19 protein-coding genes are annotated in these 17,740 nt (G+C 57.7%); 4 read left to right on the top strand and 15 right to left on the bottom strand.

Going from position 1 to position 17,740, the window contains the following annotated elements; genetic code table 11:
* Positions 1 to 4: 4 nt before the first annotated feature.
* The 11 genes from HX807_RS08325 to HX807_RS08375 form a co-directional block, all read right to left on the bottom strand.
* Positions 5 to 1,432 carry a mannose-1-phosphate guanylyltransferase/mannose-6-phosphate isomerase gene (locus HX807_RS08325; protein ID WP_177049720.1) on the bottom strand — a complete coding sequence of 476 codons (1,428 nt, stop codon included), beginning with the start codon at positions 1,430 to 1,432 and terminating at the stop codon, positions 5 to 7.
* A 54-nt stretch (positions 1,433 to 1,486) separates the two neighbouring features.
* Positions 1,487 to 1,963 (bottom strand): glycosyltransferase, encoded by a 477-nt coding sequence (locus HX807_RS08330; RefSeq protein ID WP_177035422.1) that lies wholly within the window; start codon positions 1,961 to 1,963, stop codon positions 1,487 to 1,489.
* Entirely contained in the window at positions 1,964 to 2,419 is a 456-nt protein-coding gene (locus tag HX807_RS08335; RefSeq protein ID WP_023658755.1) for a hypothetical protein, read from the bottom strand.
* A gap of 35 nt (positions 2,420 to 2,454) precedes the next feature.
* Entirely contained in the window at positions 2,455 to 3,417 is a 963-nt protein-coding gene (locus HX807_RS08340) for a glycosyltransferase family 1 protein (RefSeq protein WP_177049737.1), read from the bottom strand.
* Positions 3,418 to 3,471: 54 nt separating this feature from the next.
* Positions 3,472 to 4,014, bottom strand: coding sequence for a DapH/DapD/GlmU-related protein (locus HX807_RS08345; RefSeq protein WP_102368815.1), 543 nt, complete (start codon positions 4,012 to 4,014; stop codon positions 3,472 to 3,474).
* Positions 4,015 to 4,860 (bottom strand): polysaccharide lyase, encoded by an 846-nt coding sequence (locus HX807_RS08350; RefSeq protein ID WP_371316459.1) that lies wholly within the window; start codon positions 4,858 to 4,860, stop codon positions 4,015 to 4,017.
* An 18-nt stretch (positions 4,861 to 4,878) separates the two neighbouring features.
* Positions 4,879 to 6,030 carry a polysaccharide pyruvyl transferase family protein gene (locus tag HX807_RS08355; protein WP_177049722.1) on the bottom strand — a complete coding sequence of 384 codons (1,152 nt, stop codon included), beginning with the start codon at positions 6,028 to 6,030 and terminating at the stop codon, positions 4,879 to 4,881.
* Complete coding sequence (locus HX807_RS08360) at positions 6,027 to 7,487, bottom strand: oligosaccharide flippase family protein (protein WP_177049724.1); 1,461 nt, start codon at positions 7,485 to 7,487, stop codon at positions 6,027 to 6,029. The genes HX807_RS08355 and HX807_RS08360 overlap by 4 nt, the downstream gene beginning before the upstream one ends.
* Complete coding sequence (locus HX807_RS08365; RefSeq protein WP_177049741.1) at positions 7,484 to 8,755, bottom strand: DUF6369 family protein; 1,272 nt, start codon at positions 8,753 to 8,755, stop codon at positions 7,484 to 7,486. Before HX807_RS08365 ends, HX807_RS08360 begins: the two co-directional genes overlap by 4 nt.
* A 105-nt stretch (positions 8,756 to 8,860) precedes the next feature.
* A complete protein-coding gene (locus tag HX807_RS08370; protein WP_177049726.1) occupies positions 8,861 to 11,089 on the bottom strand; it encodes a polysaccharide biosynthesis tyrosine autokinase in 2,229 nt (742 codons plus the stop codon).
* A 45-nt stretch (positions 11,090 to 11,134) separates the two neighbouring features.
* Positions 11,135 to 11,575 carry a low molecular weight protein-tyrosine-phosphatase gene (locus HX807_RS08375; RefSeq protein WP_032899408.1) on the bottom strand — a complete coding sequence of 147 codons (441 nt, stop codon included), beginning with the start codon at positions 11,573 to 11,575 and terminating at the stop codon, positions 11,135 to 11,137.
* 232 nt (positions 11,576 to 11,807) lie between these two features.
* Here HX807_RS08375 and rfaH point away from each other — a divergent pair, with 232 nt between their 5' ends.
* The 3 genes from rfaH (at position 11,808) to HX807_RS08390 (ending at position 13,090) form a co-directional block, all read left to right on the top strand.
* Positions 11,808 to 12,317 carry a transcription/translation regulatory transformer protein RfaH gene (gene rfaH / locus HX807_RS08380; RefSeq protein WP_003211330.1) on the top strand — a complete coding sequence of 170 codons (510 nt, stop codon included), beginning with the start codon at positions 11,808 to 11,810 and terminating at the stop codon, positions 12,315 to 12,317.
* 120 nt (positions 12,318 to 12,437) lie between these two features.
* Positions 12,438 to 12,746 (top strand): hypothetical protein, encoded by a 309-nt coding sequence (locus HX807_RS08385; RefSeq protein ID WP_023658750.1) that lies wholly within the window; start codon positions 12,438 to 12,440, stop codon positions 12,744 to 12,746.
* Positions 12,743 to 13,090: a hypothetical protein gene (locus tag HX807_RS08390; protein WP_134326346.1), complete on the top strand. Its 348-nt coding sequence runs from the start codon at positions 12,743 to 12,745 to the stop codon at positions 13,088 to 13,090. Before HX807_RS08385 ends, HX807_RS08390 begins: the two co-directional genes overlap by 4 nt.
* On the opposite strand, the gene HX807_RS08395 is transcribed toward HX807_RS08390, so the two are convergent.
* The 4 genes from HX807_RS08395 to HX807_RS08410 form a co-directional block, all read right to left on the bottom strand.
* Positions 13,042 to 13,665 carry a hypothetical protein gene (locus tag HX807_RS08395; RefSeq protein ID WP_177049728.1) on the bottom strand — a complete coding sequence of 208 codons (624 nt, stop codon included), beginning with the start codon at positions 13,663 to 13,665 and terminating at the stop codon, positions 13,042 to 13,044. The two genes, HX807_RS08390 and HX807_RS08395, sit on opposite strands and share 49 nt — an antisense overlap.
* 69 nt (positions 13,666 to 13,734) lie before the next feature.
* Complete coding sequence (locus tag HX807_RS08400; protein ID WP_008435483.1) at positions 13,735 to 14,724, bottom strand: ABC transporter substrate-binding protein; 990 nt, start codon at positions 14,722 to 14,724, stop codon at positions 13,735 to 13,737.
* Positions 14,717 to 15,484, bottom strand: coding sequence for an ABC transporter ATP-binding protein (locus tag HX807_RS08405; protein ID WP_008435484.1), 768 nt, complete (start codon positions 15,482 to 15,484; stop codon positions 14,717 to 14,719). Before HX807_RS08405 ends, HX807_RS08400 begins: the two co-directional genes overlap by 8 nt.
* 1 nt (position 15,485) lies before the next feature.
* On the bottom strand, positions 15,486 to 16,349 hold the full coding sequence (locus HX807_RS08410; RefSeq protein ID WP_003211316.1) for an ABC transporter permease: 864 nt from the start codon (positions 16,347 to 16,349) through the stop codon (positions 15,486 to 15,488).
* Between the two features lie 250 nt (positions 16,350 to 16,599).
* Between HX807_RS08410 and HX807_RS08415 the strand changes: the two genes are divergently transcribed.
* Complete coding sequence (locus HX807_RS08415) at positions 16,600 to 17,688, top strand: LLM class flavin-dependent oxidoreductase (protein ID WP_177049730.1); 1,089 nt, start codon at positions 16,600 to 16,602, stop codon at positions 17,686 to 17,688.
* Positions 17,689 to 17,740 lie beyond the last annotated feature (52 nt).

Below are 17,740 nucleotides of genomic sequence, written 5' to 3' on the forward strand. Positions count from 1 at the left end.
TCCTTTAAACAAGCTCGAGGCGGCCATAGCGGTCTTCAAAGCGGATGATGTCGTCCTCGCCCAGGTACGAGCCCGATTGGACTTCAATCAGCTCCAGCGGGATTCGCCCCGGGTTTTCGAGGGAGTGCACAACGCCAATGGGGATGTAGGTGGACTGGTTCTCGGTCAGCAGCACTTGCTTGTCGGCGATTTGCACATTCGCGGTGCCGGACACCACGATCCAGTGCTCGGCCCGGTGGTGGTGCAGTTGCACCGACAGCTTGTGCCCCGGCTTCACCGTGATCCGCTTCACCTGATACCGATAGCCCTGGTCCACCGAGTCATATTTGCCCCACGGCCGATAGACTTCGCGGTGGCTGGTGCTCTCGATCCGGTGCTTTTCAGTCAGCTGCGCGACTATTTTCTTGACGTCTTGCGCGTGGTCCTTGGTGGTCACCAAAATCGCGTCGGCGGTCTCGACGACCACCACATCATTGATCCCTGCAACCGTGACCAGGCGGTGGCTGGCATGCACATAGCTGTTGGTGACGTCCTGCAGCAGCACGTCGCCCTGGGTGCAGTTCTGGTTCTGATCCTTGAGGCCCGCTTCCCACACTGAGTCCCAGGCACCCAGGTCGCTCCACGGCGAATCGAGGATGACCACCGACGCGATGTGGGTCTTTTCCATCACCGCGTAATCGATCGACACGTTGGGTGCGTTCACAAAATCCACCTGGCTGAGCCGGGTGAAATCCTGGTCATGGGCCGCGTTGGAGAGGGACAGTTCCGCGGCCACCATGATCTCCGGGCTCAGGCGCTCCAGCTCGGCCTTCATCACCGAGGCGCGGAACATGAACATGCCGCTGTTCCAGAAGTAGTTGCCTTGTTCCAGGTAGCCTTGCGCGGTCGCCAGGTCGGGCTTTTCCACGAAGGCATCGACATGCGCGGCGCCGTCCACCGCAGCCGCTTGAGTACGGATATAGCCGTAGCCGGTCTCCGGCTTGGTGGGCACAACCCCGAAGGTGACGATCTTGCCTTTGTTGACTTCCACCTTGGCCAGTGTCAAGGCCGCATTAAACGCTTGGGTATCGCCGATCACATGGTCCGCCGCCAGCACCAGCAGGATCGGATCGTCCCCATCCACCAGCGCCGACAGGGTTGCCGCCGCAATCGCCGGGGCGGTGTTGCGGGCGGTCGGCTCAAGGAGGATTTTCTGCGGGATCACGTCCAGTGATCGACTTTGCTCGGCCACGATGAAACGGTGTTCTTCGTTGCACACAATGATCGGCGGGCTGACGGTCTCGCCCTCTATCGACAGGTTCTTGATGCGATCCAAGGTGGCTTGAAACAAACTCAAGTCACCGTGCAAAGCTATAAACTGCTTTGGTTTAAGCGCTCTTGAAAGCGGCCACAGGCGCGTGCCTGAACCGCCAGACAATATAACTGGGATCATAACGATTACTCGATGATTAAAGGCAATAAGAGCGGATTGACAAACAGCCGAAACTTAAGAAGTAAATGACTTCACATAACTGATCAAGCGGTCCCTTTCGGTAAAGTCCAGTGAACTTTCGGCACTGCTGTAGTTAAGCGCCGAATCAATCGCCGAAAAGAACGCATCTTTATCATGGGCGATAAACACAGAGGGAAGGTCTGCAAAGTTTTCGGCGGTGTCGTACTGGTGATTATTGATGTGTTCACCGCGCCGACTGTCGCGCGGGACAATAACAATCGGTTTGCCCAGTTCAAGGGAGCGAATGATATTGCCCATGCCCGCATGGGAAACAATCACCTTTGACGCATTGAAGTTCTTGGAAAACAGCGGCTCGGCGATGGTCTTGTAAGCCGTAATACGCCCCAAGTCATTTTCGTTATTGCCCACCTGGGCAACAATCGGGACCTGCGGGTTTGCATGACTCCACTCATGCAAGTAGCCGAGCATTCTTTCAAAGGGTGCTTGAGTGCCAACGCTGCAAAATATCATTTATACAATCCTCCCTTTATATTGGGCGCGGCTGTTTTGCGACAGCGTGGGCCACTGGGTCAGCAACTCATCGACAAAATACACAGCGATCCTGCCGGACAACGAGAGCTTCTTGGGATTGGCAATGCTGTCGATCCACAGGGTCTTTTTGCCCATCAGTTTTCCCGCGACCAGCCCCAGCAACCCCGGTGCCGCCCCGGTGGAGATCACGTACCTGGCCTTGCTGCGGTAAACGATCGCAAAGATCTGGCAAAAGCCCTTGATGATCTTCAACGGTTCACTGCGATTAAAGTCCGGGACTTGCGCGAAGGCATGGGTTGGATACTGCGAGCCAATGCTGATATCCACGGTGGCGATGGTAACTTTTTGACCGTCGAAGGCAGGCAGCAACTTGCTCATTTGTACCCAGTGCCCACCTCCAGAACAAATCAATAAAACATCACTTGATTGACTCATGACGGTTCCCTTCCTGTCAGGTGTAATAGACATCATTAAATAGTGGCGGCAGTTCTTAACAGTTGGGCCTGGCCTTTCCAGCGGGTTATTCGCTTGGCTTTGAGCAAGGCCGATTTCTCTTTATAGGTTTCTTGATTGGCGATGAGCTGCGCGACGCCGGCCTTGATGGACAGCGGGTCCAGGGTGTCGACAAACACCGCCGCCTCGGAAAACAACGAGCGCAGTACCGTGGTATTCGAAAGCGCCATCGGCCTGCCGGCGCTGACCGCTTCGTTGGCCACGCTCAGCTGAACGTTGTCGCGGGTGGTCAGGCCGAGCACCACATTCGCGTGGCACAGCAGCTGTTCAAAGGTCGCCTTGCTGAGGAAGCCGGTCAGCTTGATGTTCTCGGGGAGTGACGCCACGAGCTCCTCGGAGAGCTTGCCCTGATGCTTGCCGGTGATCAGGAAGTCGACACCGGGCATTTCGCGGGCGGCGTTGATCACGATCTCGATCGGTTCATCGATATCAAACGAGCACGGAAACAGTACATAGGGTGTCTCGCGCTCACTGGCGGGCGCCGCGTGAAAGTCACACGGCAAGTCTTCCAGGATAAAGATATTGGTGTCATTGACGCCCAGGCCGGCCAACTCTTCTTTGACTTTAAAATTATGAACGACGACGGCATCGATTCTATTCAACAGCGCTACCGTGCCCGGAAAGCCTATCCATTGCTTGCGCAACAGGCTGTTGTGGGCATCGGCGATAATCTTCAGCCGCCGGTTGAATATAAACTTGTAGGCCATTGCTATATGCAATACCGGGCTCGGCGGCAACTGCACCCACAGCACGTCAGGCGAACCGGCCAACAGGGTCTTCAGGGTTTTAAACGACTTGATCAAGTAATCCAGCGGCCGCGCGGATTTCTTCTTGAACTGGTTGGGCAGATGCAGAATGTCATACGCCCAGTATTGCTTCATGGTATCGGCGCGTCGTTGATAGCCAATCCATGCAATCATTAATGATTTCACGTCAGAGTCCTGCATAAATAAAGGTGGGGCCAGTGAGATTGCTTACACTGCAAACCAGATCGGAAAGTCGGCGTTGTATCGAATAGTGTTGTTTCTGAAGCGGATATGTTTGGCCGGATTGCCACCCACGATCGAATACGCTGCAACGTTGCGCGTGACCACACTGCCCGGATAAACAACCGCGCCTGTTCCGATGGTGACGCCTGGCATCACCATCACATTGGGAAAGATCCAGGCATTGTCTTCAATCAACACCGGCTTCCCCACCAGGCAACTCATGGGGTCATCAATATCGTGGCCCAGCGTATAAATCCGGGTGTTATGGGAAATATTGACGTTGTCGCCGATGCGGATGCCCGCCCGGTTATCCAGGTAGCAGTCGTAATTGACCGTGCAGTTTTTCCCGACCGAGAAGTTGCCGAAGGAGAAAAACACCACGTTGCGGTGGATCGTGGTCCGGGCGCCCACCCGGCATCCGGTTGCCCGGAGCAACGCGCGTCGCAGATTGAAAAACAACGCCAGGCTGAGCAGCGTATTGAACAGCGCAACAGCGGCCTTCTTGATGTTCAGTTTCAGGTTCTTCATCTACTCGCCCTGCCCTGAAGTATCCGTTACGCGCTGTGAACTCATCACAAAATTCCTGAAGCGGATATTGGTACTCACCGGCGTGGCGAAAGACGGGTTATTGCCACCGAAGAACGTCGAAAACAGCAAGCCGTCGATGGTGATCTCCGGCGTGTCTCTAAACGTCAGCCCGGTTTCCGAGTGCACCAGCTGGTTGTCGTACCAAATGGAAATCACACCGTCGGCCTGCCCCGGCGTATTCAACTTCACCAGTTGCTCCAACCTGTGCCATTGCCCCACCGTAAAGATCCAGGAACCCAACCCGACTGCCGTGCCCCAGGTTTTACTGGTGGGCAAATACGCGTAAATGGCGCCGACGCCCTTTTCTTTCCAGATGTAGCGCGTGGAAAAGCCGTCATGGCCGTTCGGTATCTTGCCGCCCGTATTGCCGGTGCCACCGTAGAGGCCCGGGAGCTTGCCGCCTTTTACAAAGTCGAAATTCCTGTCGAACTTCAACTCATAGGTCAGTACCAGGCATTCCCTGCCCGGTTGCGGCAGTGGGGATTTGAATTCAATGCCGCCGTAGGGCAACCCGAGGCGCACCATCGAACCCGGGTCATAGGAGCCGGCCGGAAAATGCACGGCAATGTCCTTGATCTTTTGGCTGTAGGCCTTGTTCGTCAGATTGGCCCTGCCCTTTATGCTGCTTTGCGCCTGGGGCCCGTCGGCCATCTGCGAAACGTCCGGCAGTGACGGGTAGATGTTCTTGATGCCTGGCTCGCAACGGTCGTTTAACTCAGATGCGCCGCTGGCAGCCACCTGCAGAGCGCACGCCACAATGAGTAGCGTCGAGGCTGTCTTTTTCACGTCGGTTGCCCCTCCACTTTATTTTTCATCGACCCATTTCAAAAAGTCGTCGACCGCTTTTTGCGCAAGGGAAGAACGCTGGGCGATCTCCTGCTTGAGGTGCTCGGCCATTTGCGCCTTGGATTGCCGGAATTCGCTGATGGTGGCCTTGATCACCTCAGGGTCTGGGGTGCTGACCAGCCGGGTGCCCTGCGGCAGCATTTCATGGACTTTTTTCAGCTTGTTTTCGATTTCAACCGCGATGGTGGGAAAGCCCAGGGAAGCCGGCAGCAGTACACCGTGTGCACGGGCGCTGATGATCACGTCGGACTCGACGATCAGTTTCGCCATGAAGGTTTCGGGCGTATCGCCCGCCGCGTCCCAGCACAACCATTCGAACATGTGGTACTTGTCGATCAGGTGCTGGTCACGTTCCTTGTACAGCGAGACCAGGCGTACCTGCTCGCCACGCTTGGCGAGCTCATCCGCGGCCTGGACCATCGCCTTGATGAACTGTTGCCCGTTCGCGTCATGGGGCCAGTCGCGCAGGATGAAGGACAGGTACTTGCCCTTCTTGAGGCTGCCGACCTCCAGGTCTTTGCTGGAGATCCACAGGTCGGAAAGCAGGCTGGGGTCGGTGTACACCTCGACGTCGGACTTTCCGAAGGCCTTGCAATGCTGCTGGCTGGTACCGTCCCGCACGGAAATGTAGTCACAGCGATTGATCACGCTGACGGCGCGGGTCAGCAGCTTGCCGCCGCCATCGAAGGGGCCCAGGCCAATGCAGAACGCCGCCAGGCGCCGGTGGAAATAGATCCTGTCGACACCACCGCGCAACCCGACATACAAACGCAGAAGCGTGGACTTCAGGTCGGTCTGCGCCTTGATGCTCTTGCACAGCTTCGCCACGATGCCTTTGTTGGCAGCCGCCTCTTCGGCCGGTGGGATGAACGAGAAGAACTGGCCCCCACCGCCCAACACCACCAGGTCAGCCTTGACCGGCTCCTTGATGTGCAGCCACTTGATACGCGGGTTGAAGTTCCTGGCGATCTGCGGATGATCGACACCCACCGCTATATCCGATTCCTTAAAGCGTTTTTTCAGAATATTGATCACGCATAGCATTAATACGTCATCACCCAAATTACCAGGACCGTATGCCCCCCGGATATATACTTTGCTGACATTCATGCTGGGCTTCCATTTTCCACGGGGTCATTAAACACGGCATTCAAGGCAAACGTTGTTGCGAGAATGTAGATAAATATCAGCGCCATAATCATTAATCGATACAGCACACTTTCGACATAGGCGCTTGATATAAAACTGATGAAAGGCAATGTCCACAAGATCAGGATCCTGGGAGATACGAGCAACTCCAGAGGTAATATCTTCTTGTAGACGAAATACGGCAGTCCCAGCAGGAAGTGAATAAACTGCGAACCGATAAATGCCTTGGCAATCCCGATTGCACCTTCTTCCCGAAGCCACAGTGCTCCGGCAATGAATAACACTCCCCATAGAATGTTACTCATCACACTGAACCAGGCCAGGTTCATCACGATCATCTTTCTTGAAATACCGGACTTGAATGCACTGAGCAGCGAACCCAGGATTACCAGGACTAATGTCACTTCAAAATCCCGCCCCAGGAAACTGCTGCCATACAGTTTGGCCAGCAACTCGGGGAACATGATCACCGGCTGTATGATCACCAACACCACCAGCCAGCCCGACAGAAAGTTCAAGGCGTCCAACTTGCGGCTTTTACCGCCCAGCGCGGCGGCCAGCATCGGCACCAGCACTGAGCCCAACACCACGGAAACATGGGAAAAGATCGCGTTCCATTGCATCGCGGCGGCGTACATGCCCAATGCGGCAAGGCCGTTAGTTGTTTCCGCCAGCAACTTGTTGGCGAACCAGTTCATCGGGGCGACCATCAACCCCGTCAGCAATACCGGCAGGCCAACCGACAGCACTGCGTGCTTTTCAGTCATTGCACCTTTGAAACTCAGCGTGGTATTTCGGGCCTTCAAAGTCTTCCAGCAGGCCAGTGCGCTGAAGAACACGATCAGCAATTGAGAACCGGCCAAGCCCAGCAGCGCACCGTTGAGTCGGAACTGCAGGGTCAAGAAGTACGTCGCCGGGATCGCGACAATCGCAATGATTCCGTTGATGGTCGCGATTGTCCGGTATTGGCCCCAACCGGTCAGGCAGCCCTGGGTCCATCCCGACAGGATAATCAACGTGATGGTGCTCAATACGATCAGCGATGCGGCGCTGAGGCTGTCTGCCCCCAGGATAACGCTGGAGAAAAAGTGCGGGAAAAACAGCGCTGTCCCGATGATCATCCCGCTGAACACAACCGAGAACAGCAGCGTCAGCGCGATGCCCCTGCCGGTCTTCTCGGGACAGATCTCCTTGAACTGCCCGATATGCTTGGCCGTCGCCGTGGTGGTGGCTTGGGCGGCGACGTTGGCAAGCATCACAATCGCGCTCTGGATCAAGCCATACTCGCCAAACGATTGCGCACCCAATACCCGGGCAACCAGGATGCCGGTGATGACCACCGACACTTTGGTGGCCACGGCAGAAACGAAACTCCATGCCGTACTGGACACGAACTTTTTCAACAGTGTGCTGTTCATCCGGCATTCACCTGCAAGGGTGTGGTTATCAGCGGCTGGCCAGGCTTGAGGATCTTTTTGCGTTGCCTGGCGGTGTGTTCGGAACAGACCCGCAGCACAATCGCGCCATACGCGATACCGATGGCGTACGGCTGATAAGGCGTGGCCGAGACAACGAACATCACCCCCAGAAAGATGGCGATCGAAACCGCCACCCGGCTGTTCATGTGCTGGGTAATCGAGGTAATGAACACGTACAGCAAGTACACGCCGATCAGCCCGTACTTAACGAAGTAGGTTAGGTAGGCACTGTCGATATTCGAGTTCTTGTCATCGAGGCCACGGTACTCGAACCAGGGAATCTCGAACGGCGTGCCCGCGCCCAGTCCTACAAAGAAATGCAGCGGGTTCATGCCGCGGATCAACTCCAGCGCCGGGCTGAAGCGCGTGGCCAATTGGGCGGCCATGCCTTCGGACGACAAACCATCATTGATTCGATCAGCCCCGATCATATTGCTGATGCCAATGAACGCCATCAGCACCACCGCCCCGGCCAGGGCAACGCCTATCATGCGGGCCGGCCGGGTGTATTGGTGGATGATGATCGCCGCAAACACCGAGACAAAGATGAAGCGAGAGTTGGCAATGAACAAACAGATGAATGAAGTGGCCAGGCAAATGCTTGCGAGCTTTTTCCTGTGTTCGAACAGCCGTGGGTCTATGAAGTAATAAATCAGATAGGCCACGGCAGCGTACGTACCGCCGTCCAGGTAGCGGTAGGCGTTTTCTTCATAGTAGACGTCTTGAAACTTGTACAAGCCCAAGCGTAACCAGGCAATGTCCAGCACATTGAAGGCGGTCATCGCGATCAATAGCAGGAGCACTGTCTGCAACTTCAGCGTTTTTGCGGCAAGGGTCGCGATGTTCGAGAGCACGATAAATGACAGGATCATTATAAACGGCCGAACATCCTTCAACAGGTACTTGTTCGAGGACTCCAGCAGGCCGCAGGCGAGTAACACCACATACAGCCCGCACCCAAAAAGCAGGCCGCCCGGCACCGTCAATTGTTTCTTCTGTGTAGCCACCTGCCGGATCAGCAGTGCGCCCAGCCCGCCCACGATATAAAAGTCAAAGAAGTAGATACCCTTGAGCGAGATTATTTCGCTGTAGGAGTTACCCGTGGGAATAACAGCCAGCATTATCCCGAACACTACGATTGAGTATTTTGGATTTTTCGCCGCGAGCAAACCCGCTGACAGCGCGATAAGGGATAACAGGTAAAACATGGCTGGGTATTCTTTATGCTGATTTGAATTTGGCACGCTACCGCCCCAGGATTTTTCGTTCATTTCCTGAAAACGTGACCTCTATCCTGCAATTACAGTGGTGAATCAGCTCCGATCAGCCTGGTACTCGTACTGGTAATACCCATAGTTGCCGTAGCCATACTTGGCCGACGCTTTCTTTTCAACGCCGTTGAAGATCGCGCCCCTGAGCACGATGCCGTTCTGGGCAAATCGGCGCATGGTGTGCTCGATCTCTTTTGCCGGGTTCAAGCCATAGCGGGTGACGATCAGGTTGGTCCCCGATTGCCGTCCCACGATGGCTGCGTCGGTCACGGCCAAGAGCGGTGGCGTATCCAGAATCACCAGGTCATACCGTTCGCTGACCTGCGCCAACAGCTCGGTCAGGTTGCGGTGCATCAGCAGCTCGGAAGGATTCGGCGGTATTTGCCCGCGGCTGATGATGTCGAGGTTTTCAATGCCGGTTTTGTGGATGGCGGATTCAAGGGTGCATTGATTGGAGAGGATGTCGGAAAGCCCATCCTTGGCCGGCACACCCAGCACTTTGTGCAGGTAGCCCCGTCGCATATCCACGTCAATCAACAACACGCGCTGCCCGGTTTGCGCGATGACCGCCGCCAGGTTCACCGAGACAAAGGTTTTACCCACCTCGGGGCTGGGGCCGGAAATCATGATCCGGTTATTCGGCGCCTCGAGCATCGCGAAGTGCAAACTGGTGCGCAAGCTGCGCAAGGCCTCCACTGCCAGGTCCGTGGGGTGACTGATGGCCAGCAATGAAGAACCGGCATCGGCACGCCCACGCCCGCGGCTGATTTTGTCTTCTTCGACCTTTTGCAGCGTGCTGTACGGAATCGACGCGTACACCGGCAAGCCCAGTTGCTCGATGGCCTCGGGGCTTTCCAGGCCACGGTTCAGCGCCTTGCGCAGCAGCACCAGCGTCACCGCCAGGAAGCCGCCCAGCAGCGTCGCGATCAGCACGATGAGGATCTTTTTCGGCTTGATCGGCTTGAAGAAATTGACGTCTGCGGTGTCGATCAGGCGCACGTTGCCCACGGTGCCCGCGCGCATCACATCGAGTTCCTGGGACTTGTTGAGCAACTGGGTGTAAATGGCCGTGCCGACCTCGACATCCCGGGTGAGGCTCAGCAGTTCCTGCTGGGTGGAAGGCAGGCTCTCGACCCGGCTCGCCAGGCTCTGCTGCTTGCTGGTCAGCTCGCCGATCTGAGTCAGCAATGCGCGATACGCGGGATGCTGGCGGGTGAACTTGCGGTCCATCTCGGCCTGTTGCAGCTTCAGCTCGGAGATGCTGGTATCGAGGCCCACGATCTGGTCGAGAATCGCCTTGGTTTCCAGGGTGATGTCCACCGACTTGCTGCGGGTCTGGTATTCATTCAAGGCCTTCCCGGCTTTTTCCAGGTCCTTCTTGACCTCCGGCAGTTGCTCCTTGAGAAACGCCAGGCTTTGCGCCGCCTCAGCCGAGGTGCGCTCCACGTTCTGCCGCACGTAGATCGCCGCGATCTGATTGAGGATTTTGATCGCCTGGTCCGGCTCGGTGCTTTCCAGCGCCAGGCCGATCATGCCCGACTCCTTCCCTCGCTCGACCACATCCAGGTTCTCCTGATAGTCGAGGATGCTGGTCAGTCGCGCATTGCGGATCACCCGGAAACGCGTGCCGGGCTTGGCGCGCAGTTCTTCAATCTGGAATGCCACGCCATTTTGCTCGAACGGCTGCCCGGCCTCGCCGGCCGCCAGCACCTGGTCATCTTCATCCACCAGGGTGTAGTGCGCGTTTTCACCCACGGTCAGGGTCAGCTTCTTGCCCAATTGCCCGTCGGGCAGGTCCAGCTTGAAGATCTTCAGCGACTCGCCGCCCCAGGCGAAGCTGTCCAGGCCCAGCAGCGGCTCGGCGACTGCACCGGGGTTGGCCTTCTGGAAGCGGCGCGCCAGGAACTCACCCACCACCGGGAAGTACATCGGCTGTACGACGATATCGAGTTTCAGGTTGTCGACGGTTTTGCCAATCACGTAGCGGGACTGGATCAGCTCGATCTCGGTGGCCGACGGCGACTCCTTGCCCAGCATCCCGCCGATGTCCGAGAAGCCCAGCAAGTCGTTCTTTTTCGCTTCGACCTGCAGCAGGGCATTCGCCTGGTAGACCGGGGTTGCCAGCACCGCATAGGCGGCGCCAGTGACCATAAAGGCACCGGTCACCGCAGCGATCAGCCATTTATGGTCGATCAGTGTTCCAAACAGACCGAGGAGATCAATCTCCCCGTTATCGTCTTCCTGTACGGTGACTGCTGGCGTTTGCTGCATAAGTCGGATTCTTAGCCTTTATTTCGATTCAAAAAGGAGTGGCGATCAGCGTGCAAGACGCTGCGCCCATGCGTTTACAGCTTCTTCGATCAACGCATAAGCGTGCACAAACGCGGCCTTGCCTTGACGGTACGGGTCGCTGATCTCTCGCTCGTTTTGCCATTTGCCCAGCAGCAAGACCTTGCCTCGTGCCTCGGGCGCCATGCTGAGTACGGCATTGATGTGCTGTCGTTCCATGACCAGGATCAGGTCGGCTTCACTGATCGCCTGTGGCGCCAACTGGGTGGCCTGGTGCTTGTCGGCCGGATGACCGTGGGCTTCGAGTACCGCACGGGCGGTGGTTTCAATCGGCTTGCCGACCAACGCGGCAATACCTGCAGAACTGATCTTGATATCGGAGCACGGGAGTGCGCCACGCAAAAGACTTTCCGCGGTGGGACTACGGCAAATATTGCCAATACAGACAATCAACACTCTTTTAAACAAGGCACTATCCCCGGGCCATCCATTACCCCATGACGCAACATCTTCAACTTCATTACTTCACGGCAGTATTTATTAACACGTAACCCTTACTTCCCCCAAAATTATCTCCGGACGAAAAATAACAACCACCGCCTTCAAACCGACAATTTATAACATTCATTACTTCGTCACTCCCATCGGCTTTAAATTACAGCCTTGTCACGTATCGCCCTATATAGGAAGAGGAACGCCCATGAGCGCAAATGCCAACAAAGCCTGGTACCTGGTCCAGTGCAAATCCCGGCAGGACGAGCGCGCCGAGGAGCACCTCCAGCGCCAGGGCTATACCTGCTTCCGGTCTACCTATAAACGCGAACGGCTGTTGAAGGGCCAGCGCAGGACCACCCGTGAATCGTTGTTTCCAGGCTATCTGTTTATTCAAATGAGCCAGCAGGACAGCTGGAGCTCACTGCGCTCGACCCGCGGTGTGTCGCGGGTGGTGGCATTCGGCGCGCACCCGTTGCCCATCAGCGACACGCTGGTGGACGAACTCCAGGAGCGCGACCACCAGGCCGTGGTGAGCGCCCTGTTGCAGCCCGGCGAAAGCGTGCGCATCAATGAAGGGCCGTTTGCCGAACTTGAAGCGGTCTTCCTGGCCATGGACGGTGAGGAACGTGTGGTGTTGCTGATGAACTTCCTGCAACGGGAACAACGCATCAACTTGCCATTGGCAGAAATCAGCCGAGTGCAAAGAAGTGACTGATAGCGGCGCTGAACAGACAAGAAATAACATTCAACTTAATAACAGACTAAAAATAACATCCGCTTACTTTTTCACCTCTTGAGAATAAAGTAATACGTGAATTAACAGCGAGGGACGGCCATGAAAAGTTCAAAGCTATTGGTAGAGCGTATCGGCCTGTTTCCTTCTTCGGGAAACATTCACGTCAAGGTTAATAGTTCAACCACCGTTGTAGAACGCATGCAGGTGTTATACGCCGGCCATTCCCTGGACAGTGACGAATCCTGTACCGGGCTTTCAATGGTGTTTGCCGACTGGCGCTTCAAGTTGCAGGTGAGCAATCCCCTGTCCATCTGCCTGTGCGTGGAGAGCCGCGGCGACAGCCACCTGATGCAAATGAAGACGGCCGAACTATTGGCGAATATTTCCTGCACCGAGGAGCGGCCATGAGCATTTATGAGGATCTGAAACGGGCCTACGCCTTGAAAAGGCTGACGAACACGTTTGAAGGTTTCGTGGGCCTGGCACCGCACGAACAACTGCCGGCGGAGCAATATGCGCACAACACCCGGATCATGTCCCACTGGCTGGATCAGTTGCGCGGCAACTCACCGCAGGACATAACCGACACGTTGTTCAAGCAGATGAAGCGTTCGCAGCGCCGTGGCGATGCCCGGCGCTTCAATTGCCAGACGGTCCTGCTGGAGCTGCTGGTGGAAAGTAACCTGGCCCTGGACCTGGCCACTTACTCGGCGTTCAACTGCATGGAAGAGGCCCGCCAGGAAGGCTCCTGATGGGCCTGGTCGGCACCTGATACGGCCACTGCCACATGGTTGAGCAGCTTCTCGGCGTTGTACTTGGGTGCCATCGCACTTAACAACAGGATCACCATTCCCCCACCGATCAACGATGGGGAAACCCGCACTTCAACCACCTCAAGGCGCCATAGAAACGCCAGTGCCGCCATGCCGCCCAAAAAGCCACCGGCCAGTGCTTCGTTGAGTGGGTGAATATAGGGTGCCACGCAATAGGCACTGAACCAGCCGGCGATAAACATCCCGGCGATAGCTGCGGGCCAGCGCCACTCGGGGTTGACCCGGCGCGCCACCAGGCTCATCGCCACGGGCACCATCAACGACGTATTCATGGCGTGACCGCTGAGCACCGCAATATCCAGCTGCTGGAGCGCCACGCCCCAGCCCTTGAACAGCAACTTGCTGAACGCCACGATGGAATAGGTGCAGGCGATGGTCATCAGCCACCACTTGACCGCCTGGGGCCGGGAATACCAGAGCCAGACGGCGATCACCACTGCGGCCGGAATCATGACGGTGATACCGCCATATTGCGCCAGTTCTTCCCGTATCAAGTGCTGTTCCCTACCCGCAAGTTTTTCCCGGACCCATGAGACCTCAGGTCCGGGCAAAACACAACGACTTCAGGGCGCGCCAGCCAGCGATTGCGGCGAAAACACCTCGGTATCCGTCAGTTTCCGTACCTCTACCCGGTGCGGGAAAATCTTCTTTTCCACAAACAAATCATCCACCTGCTGCAACGCCTGCACATCCCGCTCCTCTACCGGCAGCAGCGACTCATCACCCCATGTGCGCAGCAACTGTGAAACCTTGAGCGGGATATCGTTGACCGTGGCAAACACCCGTGCGTATTCCTCGGGGTTCTGCTGCGCCCATTCAAAAGCCTTGGCGAACCGCTGCAAAACGTCACGCAACGCCTGGCGCTTGAGCGGGTCGCTGAGCACTTCATCGGACGCGGTAATAAACGTCAGGCCGGTATTGATGCCCTCCCCGCTGATCAGCACCCGCGCGCCCTGCTGTTCGGCGAACGCCTGGTACACCCCGAAGGTCGCCCAGGCTTCGATCTTGCCGGCGTTGAACGCAGGTAATGCATCGGTGGGCAGCACGAAGCCGACGTTGACGTCCTTTTCATCCACGCCGGCATTCGCCAGGGCGCGGATCAGCAGGTACTGGGAAATGCTCCCACGGGCTGACGACACCACCACATTGCGTCCTTTCAGATCGGCCACGCTGTGGATCGGTGAATCGGGCGGCACCAGGATCGCAATGCTGCGCGCCTGACTGCGGCGCACCGCAACGATACGCAGCGGCGTGCCTCCGGTGGCAGCCGCCAGCACCGGTGTATCCCCGGCCGGGCCGAGGTCCACGGCGCCGGCGCGCAAGGCTTCGAACAGCGGCGCGGCGCCCTGGAAGTTGGCCCACTGGACCTTGTAGTCGATGCCATCCAGGGCGTGGGCGGCCTCCACCACCGTACGCAAGCCCTTGGCCTGGTCACCGAGGATCAAGGTCACACCCGACAGATCCGATGCAGACTTCGGCGCTTCAGCGGCTTTGTCGCAGCCGCCCATCAGCAGTGCAGCCGCCAACAGGCAAAGGGTTCTGAATTCAACCATGGGCAAACCGCCTGACGCTGGCGTTCGCAGGCTGGGCGGCCGGGGCGTCCACTTCAACCCCCAACAGGCTCAGCAAGCGCGCGCGAATCGCCTGGAAACCGTCCTGGCCGGTATCCCGTGCACGGGGCAGGTCGATGCGCAGTTGCTCGGCAATCTTGCCCTCCGCCAGCACGATCACGCGGTCGGCCAGCAGGATCGCTTCGTCGACGTCGTGGGTCACCAGCAACACGGCCGGCGTGTGTTTGCGCCAGAGCTCGATGATCAGGCGATGCATCTTGATGCGGGTCAGCGCATCCAGCGCGGCGAAGGGTTCGTCGAGCAACAGCAGCTTGGGCTCGCGCACCAGGCCGCGGGCCAATGCCACGCGCTGGGCCTCGCCGCCGGAGAGGGTCGCCGGGTACGCCTCCAGCCGATGGGCCAGCCCGACTTCCGTCAACGCCTGCACCGCACGGGCCTTGGCGTCGGGAACCCGCAGGCCGAGAATCACGTTTTTCCAGGCGCGCTTCCACGGCATCAGGCGCGGCTCCTGGAACACCGCCGCCCGGGCCTTGGGCACGCGCAACTGGCCGCTGTCGATGCTGTCCAGGCCCGCGAGGCTGCGCAGCAAAGTGGTCTTGCCGGACCCGCTGGCGCCCAGCAACGCAACGAACTCCCCCGGGGCGATATCCAGGTCCAGGCCGTCGATGACCCGCTGCTGGCCGAACTGGCGCACCACATTGCGCAACTGCACCGGTGCTGTTGAAGCTTCGAGAATCGACATGTCAGTTCCTCACAAACGATGGGCGCCAGGCCAGGGCAAAACGTTCCAGGGTGCGGATCAAGCCGTCGATCAGCAGGCCCAGCACGCTATAGATCAACAGGCAGATCACGATCACGTCGGTGCGCATGAAGTCCCGCGCATCACTGGCCAGGTAGCCGATACCGGCGGTGGTGTTGATTTGCTCGACAAACACCAGGGCCAGCCAGGAGATGCCCAGGGAATAGCGCAGGCCGACAAAAAACGAAGGCAACGAGCCCGGCAGGATCACGTGCCAGATCAGCTCGCGACGGTTGAGGCCGAGGGTGTTGGCGGCCTCGATCAGTTTGGGGTCGATGTTGCGGATGCCGGCGAACAGGTTGAGGTACACCGGAAAGGTGGTGCCGGTCACGATAAGTGCGATCTTGGTGAACTCGCCGATGCCAAACCAGAGGATGAACAACGGCACCAGAGCCAGGGAAGGAATGGTGCGCAGCATCTGCATCGGTGAGTCGAGGATTACCTCGCCGCGCTTCGACAGGCCGGTGATCAACGCGGCCACCACCCCGATACTCACGCCGATGCTCAAGCCCAGCAGCGCCCGTTGCAGGGACACCAGCAGGTGCTTGCCCAGCTCTCCGGAGACGATCATTGCCCACAGGGTGCCGCCAATCTGAGACGGCGCGGCGATGATCCGTGCCGGGATCAAGCCCAGCTCGGAGGCCAGTTCCCACAGCAACAGCAACACAATCGGGCTGACCAGCCGCAGCAACACATCGGGGGTGCGCCAGTTGCGCAGCCAGCGCGGAATCAAGCGGGACGCAACGCCGGCTTGACCCTCGGCCTTGTCGACGGAAAACGAACTGGCGTTAAGGGACTTTTCAGTCATCGGGCTTCCTTCCTCATCAAGAACACGGCCAGGAGCGCCGCTGCGGTTTCATGCTATTCGCATAAAAAACCTCAGTGAAATTCTATTTGGGAATAACCTAATACGATTAAAATGCGTATTACTGATAACGATATAAAAATATGATTCTGTATTTTTATAATTAGGATAGAACCAATCGGCATTTTACAGGCCCGGGTGCGGCCCCTATTTTCGATAGCAGCTTTATTCCTGCCCTCAACAAGGACTGACCATGAGCATCGAATTTATCGGCTATATCGGCGGCCACCACGCCTCCGAGATCCACCCTCGCAGCGGCCCGACCTTGCAGCCCGATTACGTGGAGACCGTGGCCCGCGCCCACGAGGAGGCCGGCTTCGACCGCGCGCTGGTGGCCTTCCATTCCAACAGCCCGGACAGTACGTTGATCGCTGCCCATGCGGCCAGCGTGACGAAAAAGCTGCAGTTCCTGATTGCCCACCGGCCCGGCTTCGTCCAACCCACCCTCGCTGCGCGGCAGTTCGCCACGCTGGATGTGTTCAACGGCGGGCGCACCGCGGTGCACATCATCACCGGCGGCGACGACCGTGAACTGCGGGCCGATGGCAGTCATATCGACAAGGATGAGCGTTATGCGCGCACCGACGAGTACTTGAGCGTGGTGCGGCAGGAATGGACCAGTGAAAAGCCCTTCGACCATCACGGCACTTACTACCGGTACGAGGGTGCGTTTTCGACGGTGAAGTCGCCGCAGCAGCCGCATATACCGTTGTATTTTGGCGGGTCTTCAGCGGCGGCCATTGCGGTGGCGGGCAAGCATGCGGATGTGTATGCGCTGTGGGGTGAGACCTACGAGCAGGTGAAGGAAGTGGTCACCCAGGTGCGGGCTGAGGCGGCCAGGCATGGGCGTACGGTTCGCTTCAGTTTGTCGTTGCGGCCGATTCTGGCAGAGACGGAAGCGCTGGCTTGGGAGCGTGCGGATAGCATTCTGGAGCAGGCGACGGCGCTGGCGCAGAAGAATGGGTTTGTGAGGCGTGAACCGCCGAATGAGGGGTCGCGGCGGCTGTTGGCGGCGGCGGCCCAGGGGTCGCGGTTGGATAAGCGGTTGTGGACCGGGATTGCGGGGTTGCTGGGGGCCCAGGGTAACTCTACTTCTTTGGTGGGTACTGCGGATCAGGTGGCCGAGGCTCTGCTCGACTATTACGACCTGGGTATCACGACCTTTTTGATTCGTGGGTTTGATCCGCTGAATGATGCTATTGATTACGGGAAGAGGCTGATTCCGCTGACTCGGCAGTTGGTGGCTGAGCGGGAGCGCCAGGCGGCTGGAAAAGTGGCCTGAGGGAGGGGGACCGAGTACATATCCGTTTCTTCGGTAACGGCGGCTTATGGTT

This window comes from Pseudomonas sp. D8002 (assembly GCF_013385695.1).
In the GTDB taxonomy this organism is placed as follows: Bacteria; Pseudomonadota; Gammaproteobacteria; order Pseudomonadales; family Pseudomonadaceae; genus Aquipseudomonas.

Bases quoted from the DNA above. Each gene is read 5' to 3' on its own strand.
- HX807_RS08360 (WP_177049724.1), bottom strand. From the start codon at position 7,487: ATGAACAGCACACTGTTGAAAAAGTTCGTGTCCAGTACGGCATGGAGT.
- HX807_RS08390 (WP_134326346.1), top strand. From the start codon at position 12,743: ATGAGCATTTATGAGGATCTGAAACGGGCCTACGCCTTGAAAAGGCTG.
- HX807_RS08345 (WP_102368815.1), bottom strand. From the start codon at position 4,014: ATGAAGAACCTGAAACTGAACATCAAGAAGGCCGCTGTTGCGCTGTTC.
- HX807_RS08370 (WP_177049726.1), bottom strand. From the start codon at position 11,089: ATGCAGCAAACGCCAGCAGTCACCGTACAGGAAGACGATAACGGGGAG.
- HX807_RS08335 (WP_023658755.1), bottom strand. From the start codon at position 2,419: ATGAGTCAATCAAGTGATGTTTTATTGATTTGTTCTGGAGGTGGGCAC.
- HX807_RS08385 (WP_023658750.1), top strand. From the start codon at position 12,438: ATGAAAAGTTCAAAGCTATTGGTAGAGCGTATCGGCCTGTTTCCTTCT.
- HX807_RS08405 (WP_008435484.1), bottom strand. From the start codon at position 15,484: ATGTCGATTCTCGAAGCTTCAACAGCACCGGTGCAGTTGCGCAATGTG.
- HX807_RS08410 (WP_003211316.1), bottom strand. From the start codon at position 16,349: ATGACTGAAAAGTCCCTTAACGCCAGTTCGTTTTCCGTCGACAAGGCC.
- HX807_RS08355 (WP_177049722.1), bottom strand. From the start codon at position 6,030: ATGAATGTCAGCAAAGTATATATCCGGGGGGCATACGGTCCTGGTAAT.
- HX807_RS08325 (WP_177049720.1), bottom strand. From the start codon at position 1,432: ATGATCCCAGTTATATTGTCTGGCGGTTCAGGCACGCGCCTGTGGCCG.
- HX807_RS08400 (WP_008435483.1), bottom strand. From the start codon at position 14,724: ATGGTTGAATTCAGAACCCTTTGCCTGTTGGCGGCTGCACTGCTGATG.
- HX807_RS08330 (WP_177035422.1), bottom strand. From the start codon at position 1,963: ATGATATTTTGCAGCGTTGGCACTCAAGCACCCTTTGAAAGAATGCTC.
- HX807_RS08415 (WP_177049730.1), top strand. From the start codon at position 16,600: ATGAGCATCGAATTTATCGGCTATATCGGCGGCCACCACGCCTCCGAG.
- HX807_RS08340 (WP_177049737.1), bottom strand. From the start codon at position 3,417: ATGATTGCATGGATTGGCTATCAACGACGCGCCGATACCATGAAGCAA.
- HX807_RS08365 (WP_177049741.1), bottom strand. From the start codon at position 8,755: ATGTTTTACCTGTTATCCCTTATCGCGCTGTCAGCGGGTTTGCTCGCG.
- rfaH (WP_003211330.1), top strand. From the start codon at position 11,808: ATGAGCGCAAATGCCAACAAAGCCTGGTACCTGGTCCAGTGCAAATCC.